We start from the raw sequence: 21,398 nt of genomic DNA on the forward strand, positions 1-21,398 counted from the left end.
CCCCGGCCTGGTGGCGGCCGGGTGGGCGATCGGTGGACTTTAACGGATGCCCATTTCCAGTCACGCTGCACAATGGTAATATAAGGGCCCTGACTTATTACCGGAATATAGTTCGGGAAAATCTGAGCCCGGCTCATATGTGATTGCGTTAAGTTTCGGAAACATGTGTCTGCTTGACGTTTGACTTCGGCGTCCAAGATTCCAGGTCATGACCGAAATATATTACCTGCTGGTATGTCTGGAAGGTAGCCGGAGGAGTCCGCGTGCGAAATGAATCGATTTTCGACGCCATCGTGGAGCAGGTGGAAGAAAGGCCCTGTCAGAACGCCGTTGTCCTGGAGGACGGAGACGGCCGCGAGCACCACATCGGCTACCTCGAACTGCATCTGCTGGCCACGTCACTGGCGGCCTGGTTGCAGAGCGTGTGCCGGCCCGGGGACCGGGTCCTGCTGTGCTATCCGACGGGGATCGAGTTCACCAGGAGCCTGCTGGCGTGCCTCTACGCGGACGTCGTCCCCGTGCCCGTACCGCTTCCCGGCCGGACCGACCACCACCTCAGCACGATCACCGGGATCGCGCTCGACGCCGAGGCGTGCCTGGTCCTGACCGACGCCGCGCACTCCGACGAGGTGTACGTCTGGCTGACCCACGACGATCTCGGCATCCACGAGTGCGTCGCCACCGACGTCATCGAGTTCGAGGACGCCTCGGACTGGGTGGAGCCGCTCAGGAAGGGCGAGGACCAGGCGCTGCTGCAGTACACCGTCGGCCCCGGAGGCGGCCCGATCGGCATCACGGTCTCGCACGCCAACGTCCTGCACAACTGCGCCCTGATCGCCGCGGCCTACGGGCTCGGCTCCGGTGTGCGCTCCGGCGGCTGGCTGCCCCTGCACCACTCGATGGGCCTGATCGCCCTGCTCCTGGCACCGCTGATCAGCGGCGGCACCGCGGTGCTGATGCCCCCCGAGACCTTCTGCGCCGACCCGATCAGATGGTTGCGGCTGATCGACCGGCACGACGTGAGGTTCAGCGTCTCACCCACCTTCGGCTACGGACTGTGCGTCAGCGAGATCACCGACGACCAGCTCGCGGGGCTGGACCTGTCACGGTGGCGGCACGCGCTGCTGGTGGAGATGACGGGCGCCTCCCCGGCCGAGGCGCGCACCGTCGAGCTCTTCGCCGAGCGCCTGCGCACCGCGGGCCTGCGTGCCGAGGCGCTGCGAACCTCGTACGGCCTGGCGGAGGCCACCCTGCTGACCGCCGTCGGCGCCCCCGGAGGGGCGGTCGAGGCCAGGTGCTTCGACTCCCGGGCGCTCGACAGGAATCTCCTCATCCCCACCTCGGACACGCAGGGACCGCGGCTGCTGGGCCTCGGCGTGGTCCCCGAGCCCGACCTGCGGATCGTCGACCCGGTCACCGCCGGCGCGCTTCCCGAAGGCAGGATCGGCGAGATCTGGGTGCGCGGACCGCGCGTCGTGCCAGGTTACTGGCGCAAGGAACGTCTCACCGGGGAACGGTTCGACCAGGTCACCGCGGACGGGGAGAAAGGCTTCGTGCGGAGCGGGAACCTGGGGGCGATCGTCCGCGGCGAGCTGTACGTGACGGGGCTGATGCGGGATGTGTCGAGGTACGGCGGCCGCTACCTCGACCTCGGCAGGGTGGAGCGCGCGATCGTCGGCGGCGGCTCCATCGTGGCCTGCAGCGCCTTCCCGGCGCCGGCGGACCGCGACGAGATCATCGTGGTCGCGCAACCGGCCCGCGCGGAAACGGACGAGGGCTCGTCGCCGCTGATCCGCGAGGTGCGGGACATTCTCGCGCTGCGTTTCGGTGTCCACCGCACAAAGGTGGTGCTCGTCAAACCGGGGCAGGTGCAGGTGATGCCGGACGGGGAGGTCAACCGGCAGCTGACGAGGGAGCTGTTCGTCGCCAACGCGCTGGACATCGTCTACGCCGATGTCGCCAGGGAGTTCTTCTTCGAGGAGGTCGCGGCCCTTCCCGGGACCCGCGAGGCGGAGGGCTCGGCTCTGACCTGACCGCGCGGACGGCTCCGGACAACCGGACAGCCGGCGAGCGGGGTCAGGAGGGCCGACGGGCCGAGGCGCCGTCGCCCGCCGCCGGAGAGCGGCCGATCCATCCGCCGCCCTCCGTGGCGGGACGTCACCGGCGCTCCAGATTGGTCATGCGGGTGGCGATCCGGTCGGCGGCGGGATCACGCATCACGTCGACCACCCGCCCGTCGGCCAGGAACATCACGACGTCGGCGTAGGAGGCGGCGACGGGGTCGTGCGTCACCATGATCACCGTGCGGTGGTGCTGGTCCACCACGCCACGCAGCAGTTCGAGCACCTCCCGGCCGCTGCTGGTGTCCAGCGCGCCGGTGGGTTCGTCGGCGAACAGCACGTCGGGCTTGGTGATCAGCGCGCGGGCGATCGCGACCCGTTGCTGCTGGCCGCCGGACAACTCCCCGGGCCGGTGCGCGGCGCGCTCGGCGAGTCCGACCGAGGTCAGGGCCCAGTCGACCTCCGCGTCGCTGGGGGTGCGCCCGCCGAGCAGCAGCGGAAGCCGTACGTTCTGCGCCGCGGTCAGCGCGCTGATCAGGTTGAAGGCCTGGAACACGAAGCCGATCCGCTCCCTGCGCAGCAGGGTGAGCTGGTCCTCGTTCAGCGTGGCCAGATCGACGTCGGTGAGCATGACCTGCCCCGAGTCCGGCCGGTCCAGTCCCGCGGCGCACTGCAGCAGCGTGGACTTACCCGACCCCGACGGGCCCATCACGGCGGTGAAGCTCCCGGCGGGGAAGGGGAAGCTCAGATCGGCCAGCGCGGTCACCCGGGCCGCGCCGGAACCGTACACCTTGGTCACGGACCGCAGATCGACGGCCAGATCCATGGCAATCACCTTTCTCGTGGTCACTCGGCTGCCACGGCGCGGCCGATGGCGGAGGTTTTCAGGGTCGCCCTGGCCGTCAGGGTGGTGGCGGCCACCGCGAGCAGGGCGCTGGTGGCGGTGAGCGCACCCACCGGCGCCCACGGGATCGCCAGCGAGGCGGCGGGCTCCAGCTGGGTCAGCGCGCTGAGCAGCCCGGCGAAGTTGAGCGAGGAGGCCGCCACGGCCAGCACCGTCCCGACCGCCACCACCAGGACCGACTCGGCCAGCAGTGAGAGCACCGCCTGCCGCGAGGTGGCCCCGGCCAGGCGCAGCATGACCAGATCCCGTCTACGGCCGGACGCCGCCATCACCATCGTGTTGACGATCGAGATGCAGCTGTAGACCACGGAGATGCCGAGCGTCACCATCATGCCGATCACGCTGGTGCCCTGGTCGCTGTTCCGGGAGACGGCGACCCATTCGGCCCTGGTCAGCACCTGCACGCCCTGCCCGGCGGTCTTCTCGCGCAACGGTCCGGCTCCACCGGGGGAGGTCTTCACGTAGGCCACCTCCGGCGTGCTCCGTCCGGCGTGGGAGGCGTCCAGGTAGAAGTCGGCGCCGCCGATCCCGCTCCTCAGCACCGCGGCGACCTTCAGCCGGACCGGCTTCCCGCCGGCCGGCGTGATCTCGACGCGCTGGCCGACGCGGCGCTCCCAGTCCTCGGTCACCACGATGGTGTCCTGGCCCAGGTTCTTCAGCGATCCGGCGACCACCGGGAGGTCCGTCGTCGCGGCGAGCATGGCGGGAGCGGCGGCGTAGCCCGACAACTCCTCGACGGTGCCGAACTCGTCTGCCGCGCTGACGGTCACCGGCGTGAGCGCGGCGATCTGGGCACCCGCGACGGAGCGCGCCCGCTCCAGCGCCTCCGGGCGGATACCGGTGGAGCCGTCGGGAACGAGCACGTGGTCGGCGCGGAGCTGGGCGGCCGTCTCGGCCGACCGGGCCTGGCCGATCGTCTCAAGCGCGCCGAGCAGGGTGATCGACAGCCCGACGGTGAGGAGGATCGGGATGGCCGTCGCGGCCGTGCGCCGGACCATGGTGAGGGCGTTCTCCCGCACCAGGAGGCCGACCGCGCTGCCGCCGCGAGCCCACGGCCAGGTCAACAGCCGGATCACCGGAGGGATGAGGGCCGGGGCCAGCAGGGCGGCCGCCGCGATCGGCATCAGCAGCACCCAGAGGTACACCACGGGAACACCGGATATGCCCGGCATGGCGACCGTGATGACGGCCATCCCCAGGATCGCGATGGCCAGGAAGCCCAGGCCGAACAGCGTGCGCGGCGAGCGGAGGCCGCGTGAGAGCGGCGTGTCCATGGCGGACTCGCGCAGAGTCTCGGTCGGCCGTACGGTGGCCGCGCGGCGGGAGGCGGCCGAGACGCCCAGCGTCGCGACCCCGAGACCCATCAGGCACGAGAGCAGGAGCGGCACGGGCGAGACGGCGACCTGGAACCAGGACGGCGCGATGCCCCCCGCCACCAGCGTGGCGGCCAGCGCCGGGGCACCGGCCAGGCTGAGCAGGCAGCCGACGACGCAGGCGACCGTGCCGAGCAGCAGCGCCTCGGCCAGGATCATCCGGCGAACCTGGCGCGGGGTGGCCCCGACCAGGCGTAGCAGGGCCAGCTCGCGCGTGCGCTGGATCACCGCGAAGGCGAACGTGGAGGCCACCACGAAGACGGTGACGAACCCCGCCACGCCCGCCGAGACGCTCAGGAGCACCACGGTCCCCGTCAGGACGGCGCGCGCCCGCTCGTAATTCGCGAGGGCGGAACTCATCACCAACGCGATGGTGGCGATGATCCCGACGCCGAGAGAAAGCGAGAGAAAGGTTCCCGAGAATGTGATCCATCGTGCACGAAGCGTGCTCAGTGCGACGCTTATCACTCGCGAACCTCCATTGTCGACGCCAGGGGGTGGCGGATCCGTCAGGTGATGATTCTGGATCGTGCACCACTGCCGGCGTATATGCGCCGCACGTCGCGAATCAGATTGAGCCTCTTGAGCCAACGATCGTTTCCATCGTATCTGGCGGAGAACGGCTCGCGGCCGTGAACGATCCGGTAGTTGTCGACGAATATCGCCTCCCCCGGTCGCAGCACGATTCTCTCCACCGCCTCGCAGAGCAGGCCGTGCATCACCGTGATCGCCTCCGCCGCCCGCCCGGCCTCCTGGTCGGCCGTCATGAAGTCCCTGTCGAAGCGCAGGTAGGAACGCTCGGCCGGACCGAAGACCACCGGGCCGACGGTGCTGCGGCGGCCGGCGAGCCCGCCGCCGTCGACCACGTTGAGGATCTCCCCGGTGTGGGAGTCGTCCGGATAGAACCTGAAGGACTCCTCGGACAGCGCCTCGCGCAGCTCACCGGGGAAGTCCAGCGCGTCGAACCGGGTGATGGTGGTGCCCACCTCGTCGGGGTTGCGCAGGCAGAACAGCGACACGTAGTCGCAGCGGAAGGGGTGGAAGACGTCCTCGGTGTGCAGCGTCAGGGGCTCCGTGCTGCTGGCGCTGGTCAGCGACCGCTCCATGCCCGGAGTGGGGACCACGTCGTGCACCAGGCGCCCGTCCTGCTGGTTGGCCCAGCCGAACGGCTCGCCGAGCACGGCTCCGACCAGCAGCAGCACGAGCTCCTCCCGCCGCCCCGCGCCGTTCTTGGCGGCCATGTCCCAGCCCGCCGGGGTCGGCGCGAGAGCGGGGTCGACCGGCAGGCCGGACACGAGCGCCACGTCCGCCTCCGCCGCGCGCACGTCGGCCAGGAACCGGCGCAGCCGCAGCGGCAGGCCGTGCGCGACGGAGCCCGCCTGCTCGGCGAACCGCAGGGGGTCCCACGACGTCCAGTCCGCCAGCACGTCGTCGACGAGCCTGTCGACCTGCGCCCGTTCCTGCGCCGTCAAAAGGAAATTCTCCACGCTGGTCCTCCCGATGGGTCGCCGTATGGCCGCGCCCGGGCTGTTGCCTTTCAACGGGCGATATGCGAGTGAATGCTGCCTGCGGGAGGATCCAATTTCAATGTTTCCGCTGAATATAGAAGAACTATAGTCGCGCACGGAACGCTCGTCGGTGGAATCGGCCGCCGTGCCGGTGTCCGGTGCTTCATTTCCGGGCGGACGGCACTGATTCTCCGTGACCCCTGTATTCCGGTGGAGGAGAGCGACATGAGCACGGAAGCGTCGGACTTCAGCGCGCGACGGGACGAGCTCATCCGGTTGCGTCTGGCCGAGAAGAAGGGGACGCGGGGAGGCCGCATCCCCCGGGCCGACCGAGAGGGGCCGATCGGGCTCTCCTCCGGGCAGCAGCAGATGTGGTTCCTCAACCGCCTCGACCCGGGCAGCCCGGAGTACCTGGTTCCGCTGGCGTTGCGGCTGCGCGGCCGGCTCGACCACGGCTCGCTGGAGCGTGCCTGGCGGGAGGTCATCGCCAGGCACGAGAGCCTGCGTACCCGTTACGTGCTCGTCGGGGAGGACCCGACCCAGGTGATCGACGAGCCGTACGCCGTGCGCCTGCCCGTCGACGACCTGCACGGCGTGGACGGGGAGGGGATGCTGGAGGCCGTCGGGGCCGTGGTGGCGACCTCGTTCGACCTGGCCGCGGAGTGGCCCGCGCGGGCCCGCCTGCTCCGGCTGGCCGACGACGACCACGTGCTCGTCCTGGTGCTCCACCACATCGCCTGTGACGCGTGGTCCCTCGCCGTCGTCGTCGGGGAACTGGCCGAGCTCTACAGCGCCTTCACCGAGGGGTCGCCCTCCCCGCTCGCACCGCTTGAGACGCAGTACGCCGACTACGCCGCCTGGGAGAGCGGTCGCTCCTTCGACCGTTCGCTCGCCTACTGGCGCGAGCGGCTCGCCGACCTGCGCCCGCTCGACCTGCCCACCGACCGCCCCCGGCCCGCCACCAGGGTCTGGACCGGCGACGTCGACACGTTCGAGATTCCGGCCCCGCTCGCCGAGCGGCTGCGGGAGGTGGCCCGGCGGCACGGTTCGACTCTCTTCACCGTGCTGCTGACCGCCTTCAAGCTGCTGCTGTCGCGTCACACCGGCCTGAACGACATCCCCGTCGGCACCATGGTCTCCGGCCGCACCCGGCCCGAGCTGCAGGGGCTCGTCGGATACTGCATCAACAGCCTCGTCGTGCGCTCCCGCTGGGAGGGGGACCCGGCCTTCGCCGACCTGCTCGCCCAGGTCAGGAACACGGTGCTGGAGGCGTTCGACCACCAGGACGTGCCCTTCGCCCAGCTGGTGGACGAACTGCAGCCGGAGCGCGACCTGTCCCGCACGCCGCTGTTCCAGGTCGCCTTCACCTTCGAGCCGGCCTCGGACGGACCGGCCTGGACCGGGCTTGAGGTCGCCCCGCTGCCCGGCCGCTCCCGTGTGTCGCGCTTCGACCTCACCCTCCTCGTCAAGGAGGCGCCGGACGGCTCGCTGAGCGCGACGATCGAGTACGTGCCCGACCTGTTCGACCGGGCCCGGGTGACCCGGATGGGTGGCCACCTCCTCCGCCTGCTCGACGGCGTGGCCGACGACCCCGGTGCGCGGGTCTCACACCTGGAACTGCTCGGCGCCGACGAACTCGCCGTGGTGCTGCCCACCGCTGAGGTGGGGGGTGTTTCGCGGTGTGTGCATGAGGTGTTTGAGGAGCGGGTGGTGGTGTGTCCGGATGCGGTGGCGGTGGTGTGTGGTGAGGTGCGGTTGTCGTATGGGGAGGTGAATGCGCGGGCGAATCGGTTGGCGCATTGTTTGTTGGGGTTGGGTGTGGGGTCGTTGGTGGGGGTGTGTTTGGGGCGTGGGGTGGATTTGGTTCCGGTGTTGTTGGGGGTGTTGAAGGCTGGGGCGGGTTATGTGCCGTTGGATCCGGCGGTGCCGGCTGAGCGGTTGGGGGGGATGTTGGCCGACAGTGGGGTGTCGGTGGTGGTGACGTCGTCGGATTTGGCGGGTTTGGTGGGTGGGGTTTTCTCGGGTCGTGTGGTGGTTGTGGATGAGGTGGATTTTTCGGGTTTTTCTGATGTGAATCCTGGTGTGGTGTGTTCGCCGGGTGGTGTGGTGTATGTGATTTATACGTCGGGTTCGACGGGGCGGCCGAAGGGTGTGGTGCTGGAGCATCGGAATGTGGTGCGTTTGTTGGAGGTCGCGGAGCGTCATTATGGTTTTTCTTCGGATGATGTGTGGGTGTTGTGTCATTCGTTTGCGTTTGATGTTTCGGTGTGGGAGTTGTGGGGGTCGTTGTTGTATGGCGGTGTTTTGGTGGTGGTGCCGCGGGAGGTGACGCGGTCGCCGGAGGATTTGTTGGGGGTTTTGGTTCGGCATGGGGTGACGGTGTTGAATCAGACGCCGTCGGCGTTTCGGGGTTTGGTGGGTTTGGCGGGGGAGGGGAGGGTGTGTCTGGATCGGTTGCGGGTGGTGGTGTTCGCGGGGGAGAAGTTGGAGTTGGCGGAGCTGGCGCCGTGGGTGGAGCGGTTCGGGTTGGAGCGGCCGGCGTTGGTGAACATGTATGGGATTACCGAGACGACGGTGCATACGACGTATCACCGGTTGGTGGCGGGGGATTTGCTGCCGGGTGGGGGTAATCCGGTGGGGCGTCCGTTGGCTGATCTTCGGGTGTATTTGTTGGACGCGTTTGGGTGTCCGGTGCCGGTTGGGGTGGCGGGGGAGATTTATGTGGGTGGTCCGGGGGTGGCGCGGGGGTATTTGAATCGGCCGTCTTTGACGGCTGAGCGGTTTGTGCCTGATCCGTTTGGTCCGGCGGGTGGGCGGTTGTATCGGAGTGGGGATCTGGCGTGTCGGCGTGCGGATGGGAGTTTGGATTTCCTGGGGCGTGTTGATGATCAGGTGAAGGTTCGGGGGTTCCGGATCGAGTTGGGGGAGATCGTCGCGGTGTTGCGGCGGGTGGAGGGGGTGGTTGATGCGGGTGTGGTGGTGCGTGAGGACGTTGCTGGTGATCGGCGGTTGGGGGGTGATGTGGTGGGGGAGGGGGTTGATCCGGTTCGGTTGAGGGAGGAGTTGTCTCGGTCGTTGCCGGAGTACATGGTGCCGTCGGCGTTTGTGGGGGTGGCGGCGATTCCGTTGAACAACAACGGGAAGTTGGATCGGCGGGCGTTGCCGGTTCCTGGTCGGGGGGCGTTGGCGGCGGGGGTGGATTTCGTGGCGCCTCGGTCGGTGGTGGAGGAGTTGGTGGCGGGGATTTGGCGGGATGTTTTGGGGGTGGAGCGGGTCGGGGTGCATGACAATTTCTTCGAGTTGGGTGGGCATTCGATCCGGGCGGTCGCTTTGGTGGGCGCCCTCCGCAAGAACGGCTTCGACATCTCGGTCCGTGACGTCTTCGAACACCGCACCATCGCCGAACTCATGGACCGTCTGCCCGGTCTCGGGTCCCCGCTGACCGAGACCCCCCTGGTCCGGCCCTTCGAACTGCTCGCCGAAGAGGACCGGGCGGCGATGCCCAGCGGTGTCTCCGACGCCTACCCCCTCGCGTACGTGCAGGCGGGCATGCTGCTGGAGCTCATGGCCGGCGACGAGCGGAACCCCTACCACAACGTCACCTCCTTCCGCGTCCGGGACGAGCGGCCCTTCGATCCGGAGGCCTTCCGTGCCGCCGCACGGCTGGTGACCCGTCGGCACGAGGTGCTGCGCACCTCCTTCGACCTGGACGGCTACTCCGTCCCCCTGCAGCTCGTGCACACAGAAACCGAACTCCACGTCGAGGTGCGCGACCTGAGCGGCCTCGACGAGGCGGAGGTCGACCGATCACTACGGCGGTTCACCGCCGACGAGCGCGCCCGGTTGTTCGACCTGACCAGGCCGGGGCTGATCCGCCTGTTCGCGCACGTCTGCGACGACCGGTCCTGGTGGCTGTCGGTCACCGAGTGCCACGCGATCCTGGAGGGCTGGAGCCACCACTCCATGCTGATGGAGCTGCTGGAGTACTACCGGGTGATCAGGGACGGTGCCGTGCCCGACCCGGCTCCGCTGCCCGCCCTGCGTTACGCCGACTTCGTGGCCGCCGAACAGCGGTCGCTTGAGTCCGAGGACGACAGGGCCTTCTGGCACGGCGTCGTCACCGACCACCCCAAGCTGGCACTTCCGGAGACCTGGGGCGACCGGCCGGACACGCCGCGCGCCGTCCGGCAGGCGGTGGTCTCCTTCACCGACCTTGAGGACGGCCTGCGCGCCCTGGCCGCCGTCGCCGGGGTGCCGTTGAAGAGCGTGCTGCTTGCCGCGTACATGAAGGTGCTGAGCCAGATCACCGACCAGGAGTCCTTCCACACCGGACTGGTCCTGCACGGCAGGCCGGAGGCCGACGGCGCCGACCGTGTCTACGGTCTGTACCTGAACACGCTTCCGTTCCCCTACACCAGGGGCGCCCGCACCTGGCGTGACCTGGTGAACGAGGTGTTCACCACCGAGACGGCCATGTGGCGGCACCGCCGGTTCCCCCTGGGGGCGATCCAGCACGAGACCGGCGGGCGGCTGCTCGACGGCATGTTCATCTACCTCGACTTCGACCAGGTCGACACCGAGCTGGTCGACTACCTGGCCAGCATCGACGACAGCCCGACCGAGTTCCCGCTGCACGTGTCCGTCCGGGTCGGCCACGTCGCCATCGCCGTGGACACCCACGTGATCGGCGAGAGGAACGCCGACCGCCTGGCGGAGATGTACCGGCAGGTCCTGGTCGCGATGGCCGCCGATCCGTACGGCGACGCCCGCACCGTCTTCCTGCCGGCCTCCGACCGCGCCCTTCTCGACGGCCTGACCGCTGAGGTGGGGGGTGTTTCGCGGTGTGTGCATGAGGTGTTTGAGGAGCGGGTGGTGGTGTGTCCGGATGCGGTGGCGGTGGTGTGTGGTGAGGTGCGGTTGTCGTATGGGGAGGTGAATGCGCGGGCGAATCGGTTGGCGCATTGTTTGTTGGGGTTGGGTGTGGGGTCGTTGGTGGGGGTGTGTTTGGGGCGTGGGGTGGATTTGGTTCCGGTGTTGTTGGGGGTGTTGAAGGCTGGGGCGGGTTATGTGCCGTTGGATCCGGCGGTGCCGGCTGAGCGGTTGGGGGGGATGTTGGCCGACAGTGGGGTGTCGGTGGTGGTGACGTCGTCGGATTTGGCGGGTTTGGTGGGTGGGGTTTTCTCGGGTCGTGTGGTGGTTGTGGATGAGGTGGATTTTTCGGGTTTTTCTGATGTGAATCCTGGTGTGGTGTGTTCGCCGGGTGGTGTGGTGTATGTGATTTATACGTCGGGTTCGACGGGGCGGCCGAAGGGTGTGGTGCTGGAGCATCGGAATGTGGTGCGTTTGTTGGAGGTCGCGGAGCGTCATTATGGTTTTTCTTCGGATGATGTGTGGGTGTTGTGTCATTCGTTTGCGTTTGATGTTTCGGTGTGGGAGTTGTGGGGGTCGTTGTTGTATGGCGGTGTTTTGGTGGTGGTGCCGCGGGAGGTGACGCGGTCGCCGGAGGATTTGTTGGGGGTTTTGGTTCGGCATGGGGTGACGGTGTTGAATCAGACGCCGTCGGCGTTTCGGGGTTTGGTGGGTTTGGCGGGGGAGGGGAGGGTGTGTCTGGATCGGTTGCGGGTGGTGGTGTTCGCGGGGGAGAAGTTGGAGTTGGCGGAGCTGGCGCCGTGGGTGGAGCGGTTCGGGTTGGAGCGGCCGGCGTTGGTGAACATGTATGGGATTACCGAGACGACGGTGCATACGACGTATCACCGGTTGGTGGCGGGGGATTTGCTGCCGGGTGGGGGTAATCCGGTGGGGCGTCCGTTGGCTGATCTTCGGGTGTATTTGTTGGACGCGTTTGGGTGTCCGGTGCCGGTTGGGGTGGCGGGGGAGATTTATGTGGGTGGTCCGGGGGTGGCGCGGGGGTATTTGAATCGGCCGTCTTTGACGGCTGAGCGGTTTGTGCCTGATCCGTTTGGTCCGGCGGGTGGGCGGTTGTATCGGAGTGGGGATCTGGCGTGTCGGCGTGCGGATGGGAGTTTGGATTTCCTGGGGCGTGTTGATGATCAGGTGAAGGTTCGGGGGTTCCGGATCGAGTTGGGGGAGATCGTCGCGGTGTTGCGGCGGGTGGAGGGGGTGGTTGATGCGGTTGTGGTGGTGCGTGAGGACGTTCCTGGTGATCGGCGGTTGGTGGGTTATGTGGTGGGGGAGGGGGTTGATCCGGTTCGGTTGAGGGAGGAGTTGTCTCGGTCGTTGCCGGAGTACATGGTGCCGTCGGCGTTTGTGGGGGTGGCGGCGATTCCGTTGAACAACAACGGGAAGTTGGATCGGCGGGCGTTGCCGGTTCCTGGTCGGGGGGCGTTGGCGGCGGGGGTGGATTTCGTGGCGCCTCGGTCGGTGGTGGAGGAGTTGGTGGCGGGGATTTGGCGGGATGTTTTGGGGGTGGAGCGGGTCGGGGTGCATGACAATTTCTTCGAGTTGGGTGGGCATTCGATCCGGGCGGTCGCTTTGGTGGGCGCCCTCCGCAAGAACGGCTTCGATGTCGAGGCACGCGACGTCTTCGAACACGCCACCGTGGCGCGGCTGAGTGAGAGACTCGCCGGCCGGGACCGGGCGGTCGAGGAGGTCACCCCGATCGAACCCTTCGCCCTCGTCTCCGCCCACGACAGACAACGTCTGGCCGCCGACGTCGTGGACGCCTACCCCCTGGCCCAGGCCCAGCTCGGCATCCTCCTGGAGATGCTCGCCAACCAGGACCAGCACCTCTACCAGAACGTCACCTCCTTCCGCGTCCGGGACGAGCGGCCCTTCGACCGGGAGGCCTTCCGTGCCGCCGCCCGGCTGGTGACCCGTCGGCACGAGGTGCTGCGCACCTCCTTCGACCTGGACGGCTACTCCGTCCCCCTGCAACTCGTGCACACCGACGCCGAGGTCCCCCTCGACGTACGCGACTGCCGTGAGCTGACGCCGGAGGCCGTGGCCGAGCTCGTCCGCCGGCACACCGAGGCCGAGCAGCGGGCACGGCTCCCACTGGACACCGCGCCCCTCATGCGGGTCACCGTACATGTGGCGCAGGACGACGCCTGGTGGCTGTCCGTCAGTGAGAACCACGCGATCCTGGAGGGCTGGAGCCACTACTCCATGCTGATGGAGCTGCTGGAGTACTACCAGACGATCAGGGACGGTGCCGTGCCCGACCCGGCCCCGCTGCCCGCCCTGCGCTACGCCGACTTCGTGGCCGCCGAACAGCGGTCGCTTGAGTCCGAGGACGACAGGGCCTTCTGGCGCGGCGTCGTCACCGACCACCCCAAACTGGCGCTCCCAGGGACCTGGGGCGACCCGGGACCGGCCGAGACCTACGAACTCACGATCTCCATCGCGGATCTCGACGACGGTCTGCGCGCCCTGGCCAGGACGTCGGGAACCTCGCTGAAGAGCGTGTTGCTTGCCGCGCACCTGAAGGTGCTGAGCCAGATCACCGACCAGGAGTCCTTCCACAGCGGTCTCGTCCTGCAGGCGCGGCCCGAGGTCGACGGCGCCGACCGGCTCTACGGCCTGTTCCTCAACACGCTCCCGTTCCCCCACACCAGGGGCGCCCGCACCTGGTGTGACCTGGTGTACCAGGTGTTCACCACCGAGACGGCCATGTGGCGGCACCGCCGGTTCCCGATGCCCGCGATCCAGCGGGAGGCCGGAGACGGCGGGCGGCTGATCGACACGATCTTCACCTTCCTCGACTTCGAGCAGGTCGACACCGAACTGGTGGAGGTGGGCGGCGCGTTGGCCGGCGGCGGCACCGAGTTCCCCCTCGCGGTTGGCGTGATCGCCGGCAACCTGGGCATCACCGCCGACACCACCGTGCTCAGCCGCACCGACGCCGGACGCCTGGCCGCGATGTACCGGGCCGTGCTGGAGGCCATGGCGGCTGACCCCCTCGGGGACGCCAGGGCCGTCCACCTGCCGCCCGGCGAGGGCGAACCGGACACGGTCGCCGAGATGGGCCCCTATCCCACCGTGCACGAGGCGTTCGAGGCGCGCGTGCGCACCTGCCCGGACGCCGTCGCCGTCGTCAGCGGACAGGAACGGCTGACCTACCGGGAGCTCGACACCCGGGCCAACCGGCTCGCGCACCACCTGCGCGCTCTGGAGACCGGGCCGCTGGTGGGCGTGTGCCTCGACCGCGGCGCCGAACTGACACCCGCCCTGCTGGGCGTGCTGAAGTCGGGTGCGGGCTACGTGCCGCTCGACCCGGCCGTCCCCGCCGAGCGGCTTGGGCGGATGCTGTCCGACAGCGACGTCTCCGTCGTGGTCACCACCGCCGACCTGGCACCGATGATCCGCGAGGTGTTCACCGGCCGGATCGTGTCGATCGACGAGCGGAGCGCCGAGATCGGGGCCCTGCCCGGCACGCCCCCGCCTCCGTCGTCCACCGCCGGCGACATCATGTACGTGATCTACACCTCGGGCTCGACCGGCCGCCCCAAGGGGGTCTGCGTCAGTCACGCCAACGCGATGTGGCTGCTCGACGAGACCAGGACGTACCTGTCGATCGACGACGACGACGTCTTCACGCTGTTCGCCTCGTTCGCCAACGACGTGGCGGTCGGCGAGATGTTCGGCGCGCTGCTCAACGGCGGAAGGCTCGTCGTCGTCCCGCAGGAGGTCACCCGTTCTCCCGAGGACTTCCTCGACCTCCTGGTCCGCCACCGCGTCACGGTCATCGACCAGACCCCGTCGTCCCTGCGGGGCCTGGTACGGCTGGCCCAGGACGGCGATCCCAGAACGGACCGGCTCGCCCTGCGCGTCGTCCTGATCGGCGGAGAGAAACTGGAGGCGGGGGACGTGGCCGCCTGGATCGACCGGTTCGGCGTCGAGCGCCCGATACTGGTCAACGTCTACGGCAACACCGAGGCGACGTCCAACTCCACCTTCCAGCGCATCACCGCCGGCACCCTGGCCGGTGGCGGCAGCCCGATCGGCGTCCCCATGCCCGGCGTGCGGATCCAGCTGCTCGACCGCGAAGGCCACCAGGTGCCCGCGGGCGTGCCCGGCGAGATCCACATCGGTGGCGCGGGGGTGTCCCTCGGCTACCTGGGCCGTCCGGGCCTGACGGCGGAGCGGTACGTGCCCGATCCGCAGGGGCCCCCGGGATCGCGCCGATACCGCACCGGTGACCTGGGGCTGCGCAGGCCCGACGGCACCATGGAGTTCCTCGGCAGAGTGGACGACCAGGTCAAGATCCGCGGACACCGGATCGAGCCGGGCGAGATCGCCGCGCTGCTGCAGGAACAGCCGGGCGTACGGCACGCCGTCGTGGTGGTCCGCGAGGACACCCCCGGCGACAGGCGCCTCGTCGGATACGTCGTCGGGGACGAGGTCGATCCCGCGCGGCTCAGGGCGGCGCTGTCCCGATCCCTGCCCGACCACATGGTGCCCTACGCCTACGTCCGGATGGCCGAGATCCCGCTGAACCACAACGGCAAGCTCGACCACCGCGCCCTGCCCGTCCCGGACCGCGTGGCCCTGGCCACCGGCGGCGACCACGTCGCGCCGAGTACCCCGACTGAGCGCACGCTGGCGGAGATCTGGGCACGGGTGCTCGACGTCCCGGAGGTCGGGGCGCGTGACACCTTCTTCGGGCTCGGCGGCCACTCGATCCTCATGATCCAGGCGATCCGCGAGGTCAAGCAGGCCGGGCTCCCCATCTCCCTGCTGATGATGTACCAGCACGAGACCGTCGCCGACCTGGCCGCGGCCATCGACGCCGCCCCGGGCGGCGCGCGCGGCGCGACCGGCGCGGAACAGGGTCCGGTGACGGGCGAGCTCACGCTCACCCCGATCCAGCACTGGTTCCTCGCCGAGGAGGGGCACGAGGAGCCCTTCGCCCAGCGGGCACTGCTGACCGTGGAACCGGCCGCCGATCCCGACCTGCTCGGACGCGCCCTGCGTGAGCTGACGCGGCACCACGACGTGCTGCGCCTGCGCGTCGAGGACGGCCGCGGACACCTGGCCGAGGAGGCACCGGCAGGACTGCTCAGGGTCGTCGACGACCTGACCGAGCCCGGGTCCGAGCCCGCGGACCACGACCTCGCCGCCGGCAGGGTGCTGAGCGCGGCGCTGTCGCGGTCGGGCTCCCAGCTGCTGCTGAGCATCCACCACCTGGCCGTGGACATCGTGTCCTGGGCGATCCTGCTGGAGGATCTGAACACCGTCTACAGCCAGCTTGAGGCGGGCCGGCCGGTGGAGCTGCCGGCCAAGACCACCTCCGTCCGGCAGTGGGCACGAGAGCTGGCCGAGTACGCCGGATCGACCGAGCTCGCGGCCCAGACGCACCACTGGCTGAGCCGCGCGCCGCTACCGGACATCCCGGTGGACAGGCCCGGCCCCAACCGCACCGCCGACGCCCGGACGCTCTTGGTCGGCCTGCCGGAGAACCTGACCTCGACCCTGCTGCACCGGGCCGGTGACACCGCGACGGCGGAGGAGACCGTGCTCGCCGCCCTCGGTCTGGCGCTGACCGGCTGGACCGGCGGCGACGGGTTCCTGGTCGAGCTGGAGGGTCACGGCCGGCAGGAGGAACTGTTCGACGGCGTGGACCTGTCCCGCACCGTCGGCTGGTTCACCAGCGTGTATCCGTTCGCGGCCTGGTTGCCGCCGGGCCGTAAACCCCAGGCGGTGCTCAGGTCGGTACGCGACCAGTTCAGGGCCGTCCCCGGCCGGGGCATCGGCCACGGCGTGTCCAGGTGGCTGTCGCCGGACGAGGACCTGGTCGAGGCCCTGGCCGCGCAGCAGCGGCCCGCCGTGCTGTTCAACTACACGGGCCAGGGCTCGGTGGGCACCCGGGGCCGGACCAGGTTCGCGCTCTCGCCGGAAGGACTCGGCAGCGTCGAGGGATCCGGCAGGCCCCGCAGCCACCTGCTGGAGGTCAACGCCGGAGTGCACCGGGACCGGCTGTACATGCACTGGACGTACTCCGCCGCCCTGCACGACGAGGAGACGGTCCGCCGGGTCGCCGACGACTGCCTGGCCCGGCTGACGGCGCTGCTCGAACCCGCGCGGCCGGTCGCGATCCCCTCCCCGCTGCCCGCGATGAGACGGCACAACGTGCCGGGGGTCGCGGTCGCGGTGATCCGGGGCCAGTCCGTCGAGGTCCACGCCCACGGCGTCCTCGCCGCCGGCCAGAGCCGGGAGGTCACGCCGGACACCCTGTTCCAGGTGGGGTCGATCGGCAAGCACCTGACGGCCATCGGCGTGCTGCGGCTGGTCGAGGCCGGGCTGCTCGACCTCGACGCCGACGTCAACGACCACCTGGTCTCCTGGAAACTGCCGAAGACGATCCCCGGGACGGTGACCGCCAGGTGGCTGCTGAGTCACCAGGCCGGGCTCACCCGGACCGACGAGGACGACTTCCGGCGCGGCGAACCCATGCCGACCCTGCTCGACCTGCTGCCCGCCGTCGCGATGGAGCTGACGCCTGGTGAGCACTTCCGCAAGAGCAACGGCCACTACTGGGTGCTCGAACAGCTGATGAGCGACGTGGCGGGCGAGCCGTACCAGGAACTGATGCGCGAGCTGGTCTTCGAGCCCCTGGACATGAGGGCCACCAGCTACGACCTGACCTTCCCGGAGACCTCGGGCCTGCCTGTCGCCCACGGCCACGACGAACACGGCAGGACGGTGCCCGACGGCTGGCTGAACCGGCCCGCGCTGGCCGCGGGCAGCCTCTGGTCGACCGCGCCGGACCTTGCCAAGGTCGCCATCGCGGTACGGCGTGCCCATCTGGGGCACTCCGGCGCCGTCCTGCCGCGCGCCCTGGCGGCGGAGCTGCTCACCGTCGCCCACCGGGAGGCCCTGTACGGGCTGGGCACCTCGGTCGACGACACCGGCGGTGACATCGAGTTCGGTCACGTCGGAGAGTCCGCCGGATACCGGTCCATGATGCTCAGCCGGATCAACCGGGCCACGGGGTTCGTCGTCCTGACCAACTCCGAATCCGGCAAGGAACTGCACAAGCACGTGGCGGCGGCCATAGGCGAGCAGGAAGGCATGCGGTACGGCCAGGGCCAGGGCCGTACAGAGGCGGGTTACCGATGACACCGGAAGGGCTCGACGTGAACACAGGCGAAGCGGCGATCGAGGCCGGCGAGGCCAGGGACAAGCGCCCGCTGTTCAGGAACAGGGACTTCACCCTGCTGTGGGGCGGCGCGGCGTTCACGACGCTCGGCGCGCAGATCACCATCCTGGCCTATCCGATGCTCGTCCTGTGGGGAGGCGGCACGACCTCCGCCGCGGGGTTGGTCTCGGGCGCCGCGCTCCTGCCCTACCTGCTCGTTCAGCTGCCCGCCGGGGCCGTCGCCGACCGGTACGATCGCAGGCGCCTGATGATCATCTCGGACGTCGGGTGCCTGCTGGCGGCCTCAAGCGTGATGCTGGCGGTCTTCCTCGACCGGATCTGGCTGCCGCATCTGATGGTGGCGGCCTTCGTCCAGGGCAGCCTGGCGATCTTCTACGACCTGGCGGAACGCTCGGCCGTCAAGAACCTGGTCCGTGAGGACCAGGTTCCGGGCGCGCTGAGCCAGAACGAGGCCCGTCACCGAGCCATGATCATGCTTGGCCAGCCGCTCGGTGGGTTCCTGCTGAGCCTGGTGCGCTGGGTGCCGTTCCTGTTCACCGCGGTCGCGCACCTGGCCTCACTGCTGATGCTGCTGGCCATCCGGAGGAAGTTCCAGACCGACCGGGCGGAACAGCCCTCCGGCAGGCTGGCCGCCGACGTGGCCGAGGGCGTCACGTGGCTGTGGCGGCAGTCCTTCCTGCGCAACGTGATGCTCCTGGTCTCGGTCAGCAACCTGGTCTTCGAGGGCATGAGCCTCTCTCTCATGGTGATCGTCCGAGGCTCCGGCGGATCGCCGTCCAGCATCGGCGTCGTGGTCGCCATCAGCGGTGTCGGCGGCCTGCTCGGCGCGATGACCAGCATCTGGTGGCGGCGCAGGCTGAGCCTGCCCGCACTGATCGTGGCGGGTCTGCTGGTGTGGACCCTGTGCGTGCCGTCCCTGGCGTTCTTCAGTGATCCGGTCCTGCTGGGCGTCGTGTTCGCGTTCTGCGGATACATCGGCGGTGTCTTCAACGTCGCCGGGGGCGTGTACCTGGTCGGCCTGGCGCAGGACCACATCCTGAGCCGGGCCATCAGCGTCGCCATGCTGCTCGGCGCGGGCGCGAGCTTCCTCGGCGCGTTCGCCGGAGGGTTCGTCCTCGACGCGGCCGGTGTCGGCCGTACCGTGCTCGTCATGACCGTCCTGATGGGGAGCCTGGCTCTGGTGGCCCTGCTCAGCCCGTCGGTGCGGGCGGCCGCCCGCACCCGGGAGGGCGGCCGGCTGAGCGCCGAGGACGCCGCCGCGCTCGACTGAGCTCTTTCCCGTTTCGAGTACGGCGCCCCCGTGTTTTCCCACGGGATATAGAAGGCGTATAGCGGCCTCCCGGACGGTTGTGTCCGGCTCTCATGTGGCGGGGCCGGTAAAATTACCTGGATGGAGCAAGCGCTGTGCCGATATCCACCTCGAATGGCATTCTTGCGACTATTGGACAAACGCCGCTCGTTCAACTCGACCGCCTGTTTCCCGAATTCCCCTCCCGGGTGTTCGCCAAGCTGGAGCGTTTCAACCCCGGCGGCAGCATCAAGGACCGCAGTGCGCTGAGCATGTTGTCGGCCGCGATTCGCTCGGGCGAGCTGGAGCCCGGCAGGTCGACGGTGGTTGAGTCCAGTTCCGGCAATCTCGCCGTCGGGATGGCGCAGCTCTGCCGCTACTTCGGATTACGGTTCATCTGCGTCGTCGACGCCAAGACCACTGAGCAGAACATCGCGATACTGAAAGCCTTCCAGGCCAAGGTCGAGGTGGTCGACGCGCCCGACCCGGAAACCGGCGAGTACCTGCCGCGCAGGATCCAGCGGGTGCGCGAACTGGTGGAGAGCATCCCGCACGCCTTCAACCCGGACCAGTACGGCAACCCGCTCAACTCATACGCGCACTACGAGACGATGCGGGAGATCGTGGAGGCCCTCGACGGCGAGGTCGACCACCTGTTCTGCTCCGTCAGCTCGTGCGGCACCCTGATCGGCTGCGCCGACTACGTCGGAGGCCACGGCCTGCCGATCACCATCACCGCGGTGGACGCCGTCGGCAGCATGATCTTCGACGGTCAGCGGCGCGGCCCGCGGCTGCTGCCGGGGCACGGCGCGGCCGTCCGGCCCGGCCTCTACCGCGAGGACGCCGCCGACCGGGTCGTCCACGTGTCCGACCTGGACTGCGTGGTCGGATGCCGCAAGTTGTCGAGCCGCGAGGCGATCCTCGCCGGCGGCTCGTCGGGCGCCACGGTCGCGGCGCTGCACGCGCTCCAGGCGGAGATCCCGCCGGGCTCCACCTGCGTGCTGGTGTTCCCCGACGGGGGCGACCGCTACCTGAACACCATCTACTCCGACGCCTGGGTGCGCAGCACCTTCGGAGAGGTCTCCCATCTGTGGAAGGACGGGGTGTGAACGTGCTGATCATCCGACACGACGAGGTGTGCGACATCCTGCGGGGCGCCGAGACCGCACTGCTGGAGATCGTGCGGGACACCTACCGCAGACACGACGAGGGCGCCACGGTGGTGCCGCACTCGACCTTCCTGCGCTTTCCCGGTGACAGGACCAACCGCATCATCGGCCTGCCGGCCTACGTCGGCGGCGAAAACGGCGAAGATCACGTGGCGGGCATCAAATGGGTGTCGTCCTTCCCCGCCAACCTGGAGGCGGGGCTCCCGCGCGCGAACGCGACGATCATCCTGAACTCGATGGAGACCGGCAGGCCTGAGGCGTTCGTCGAGGCCACGGCGATCTCCGCGACGCGCACGGCGGCCTCCGCCGCGGCGGCGGCGGAGCTGCTCGCCCCCCCACGGCTCGACGGCGTGTCCCTGATCGGCTGCGGCGTGATCAACTTCGAGACGCTGCGCTTCCTCGCCGCCGTCTTCCCGGACATCTCCGAGGTGACGCTCTTCGACGCCTCCCCACAGCGCGCGAAGGAGTTCGGCGAGCGGGTCGGATCGCTGCTGCCGGACGCCGAGGTGACGCTCGCCGCACACGTCGGCGAGACGGTGGCGGCCGCCGACCTGCTGTCCATCGCGACCACCGCGATCGAACCGCACCTGACCCTGGCGGGCATCCGGCCGGGCGCGGTGGTCCTGCACATATCGCTGCGCGACATCGTCCCCGAGACGATCCTGTCGGCGCGCAACGTGGTCGACGACGTCGACCACGCGGTCCGTGAGCGCACCTCGCTGCACCTGGCCGAGCTGAGCGTCGGCGGACGCTCCTTCGTGCACGCCACCCTCGGCGGCCTGCTGCGCGCCACCGCGAGGGTCCCGGAGGACGAGCGGTCCCCGGTGATCTTCTCGCCGTTCGGGCTCGGCGCCCTCGACATCGCGGTCGCCCGCTTCGTCGCGGCGGAGGCCCGCAGACGCGGGTACGGCGTGACCGTCAAGGACTTCCTGCCGAGGCCGGAGAAAACGGGCCTGTAGTGATTCCGGAATTCGAGAT

At 69.2% G+C, this 21,398-nt stretch carries 8 protein-coding genes; 5 read left to right on the forward strand and 3 right to left on the reverse strand.

What is annotated here, in order from left to right:
- The first annotated feature begins 263 nt into the window (after nucleotides 1-263).
- On the forward strand, nucleotides 264-2,033 hold the full coding sequence (locus ABZ463_RS01945; protein ID WP_352015726.1) for an AMP-binding protein: 1,770 nt from the start codon (nucleotides 264-266) through the stop codon (nucleotides 2,031-2,033).
- Between the two features lie 124 nt (nucleotides 2,034-2,157).
- Here the strand turns inward: ABZ463_RS01945 and ABZ463_RS01950 are convergent, their stop codons facing one another.
- The 3 genes from ABZ463_RS01950 to ABZ463_RS01960 form a co-directional block, all read right to left on the reverse strand.
- Entirely contained in the window at nucleotides 2,158-2,886 is a 729-nt protein-coding gene (locus ABZ463_RS01950; RefSeq protein ID WP_362772009.1) for an ABC transporter ATP-binding protein, read from the reverse strand.
- A gap of 20 nt (nucleotides 2,887-2,906) precedes the next feature.
- On the reverse strand, nucleotides 2,907-4,697 hold the full coding sequence (locus ABZ463_RS01955) for an FtsX-like permease family protein (RefSeq protein ID WP_362772011.1): 1,791 nt from the start codon (nucleotides 4,695-4,697) through the stop codon (nucleotides 2,907-2,909).
- A 149-nt stretch (nucleotides 4,698-4,846) separates the two neighbouring features.
- A complete protein-coding gene (locus ABZ463_RS01960; protein WP_352015724.1) occupies nucleotides 4,847-5,824 on the reverse strand; it encodes a hypothetical protein in 978 nt (325 codons plus the stop codon).
- Between the two features lie 246 nt (nucleotides 5,825-6,070).
- On the opposite strand from ABZ463_RS01960, the gene ABZ463_RS01965 reads away from it, so the two are divergent.
- The 4 genes from ABZ463_RS01965 to sbnB all read left to right on the forward strand — a co-directional run bounded on the left by ABZ463_RS01965 (nucleotide 6,071) and on the right by sbnB (nucleotide 21,379).
- The gene (locus ABZ463_RS01965) at nucleotides 6,071-17,923 is read left to right on the forward strand and encodes an amino acid adenylation domain-containing protein (protein WP_362772014.1); all 11,853 of its coding nucleotides are present in this window, start codon (nucleotides 6,071-6,073) and stop codon (nucleotides 17,921-17,923) included.
- A 17-nt stretch (nucleotides 17,924-17,940) separates the two neighbouring features.
- The gene (locus ABZ463_RS01970; RefSeq protein WP_362772016.1) at nucleotides 17,941-19,233 is read left to right on the forward strand and encodes an MFS transporter; all 1,293 of its coding nucleotides are present in this window, start codon (nucleotides 17,941-17,943) and stop codon (nucleotides 19,231-19,233) included.
- A gap of 134 nt (nucleotides 19,234-19,367) precedes the next feature.
- On the forward strand, nucleotides 19,368-20,360 hold the full coding sequence (gene sbnA / locus ABZ463_RS01975) for a 2,3-diaminopropionate biosynthesis protein SbnA (protein ID WP_352012705.1): 993 nt from the start codon (nucleotides 19,368-19,370) through the stop codon (nucleotides 20,358-20,360).
- 2 nt (nucleotides 20,361-20,362) lie between these two features.
- Nucleotides 20,363-21,379, forward strand: coding sequence for a 2,3-diaminopropionate biosynthesis protein SbnB (sbnB, locus tag ABZ463_RS01980; RefSeq protein ID WP_362772018.1), 1,017 nt, complete (start codon nucleotides 20,363-20,365; stop codon nucleotides 21,377-21,379).
- The last annotated feature ends 19 nt before the right edge of the window (nucleotides 21,380-21,398 follow it).

The organism is Streptosporangium sp. NPDC020145 (genome assembly GCF_040631275.1).
Lineage (GTDB): Bacteria > Actinomycetota > Actinomycetes > Streptosporangiales > Streptosporangiaceae > Streptosporangium.

Excerpts from the sequence above, each read along its gene's own strand:
- ABZ463_RS01965 (WP_362772014.1), top strand. The coding sequence starts at position 6,071 with ATGAGCACGGAAGCGTCGGACTTCAGCGCGCGACGGGACGAGCTCATC.
- ABZ463_RS01955 (WP_362772011.1), bottom strand. The coding sequence starts at position 4,697 with ATGAGTTCCGCCCTCGCGAATTACGAGCGGGCGCGCGCCGTCCTGACG.
- ABZ463_RS01950 (WP_362772009.1), bottom strand. The coding sequence starts at position 2,886 with ATGGATCTGGCCGTCGATCTGCGGTCCGTGACCAAGGTGTACGGTTCC.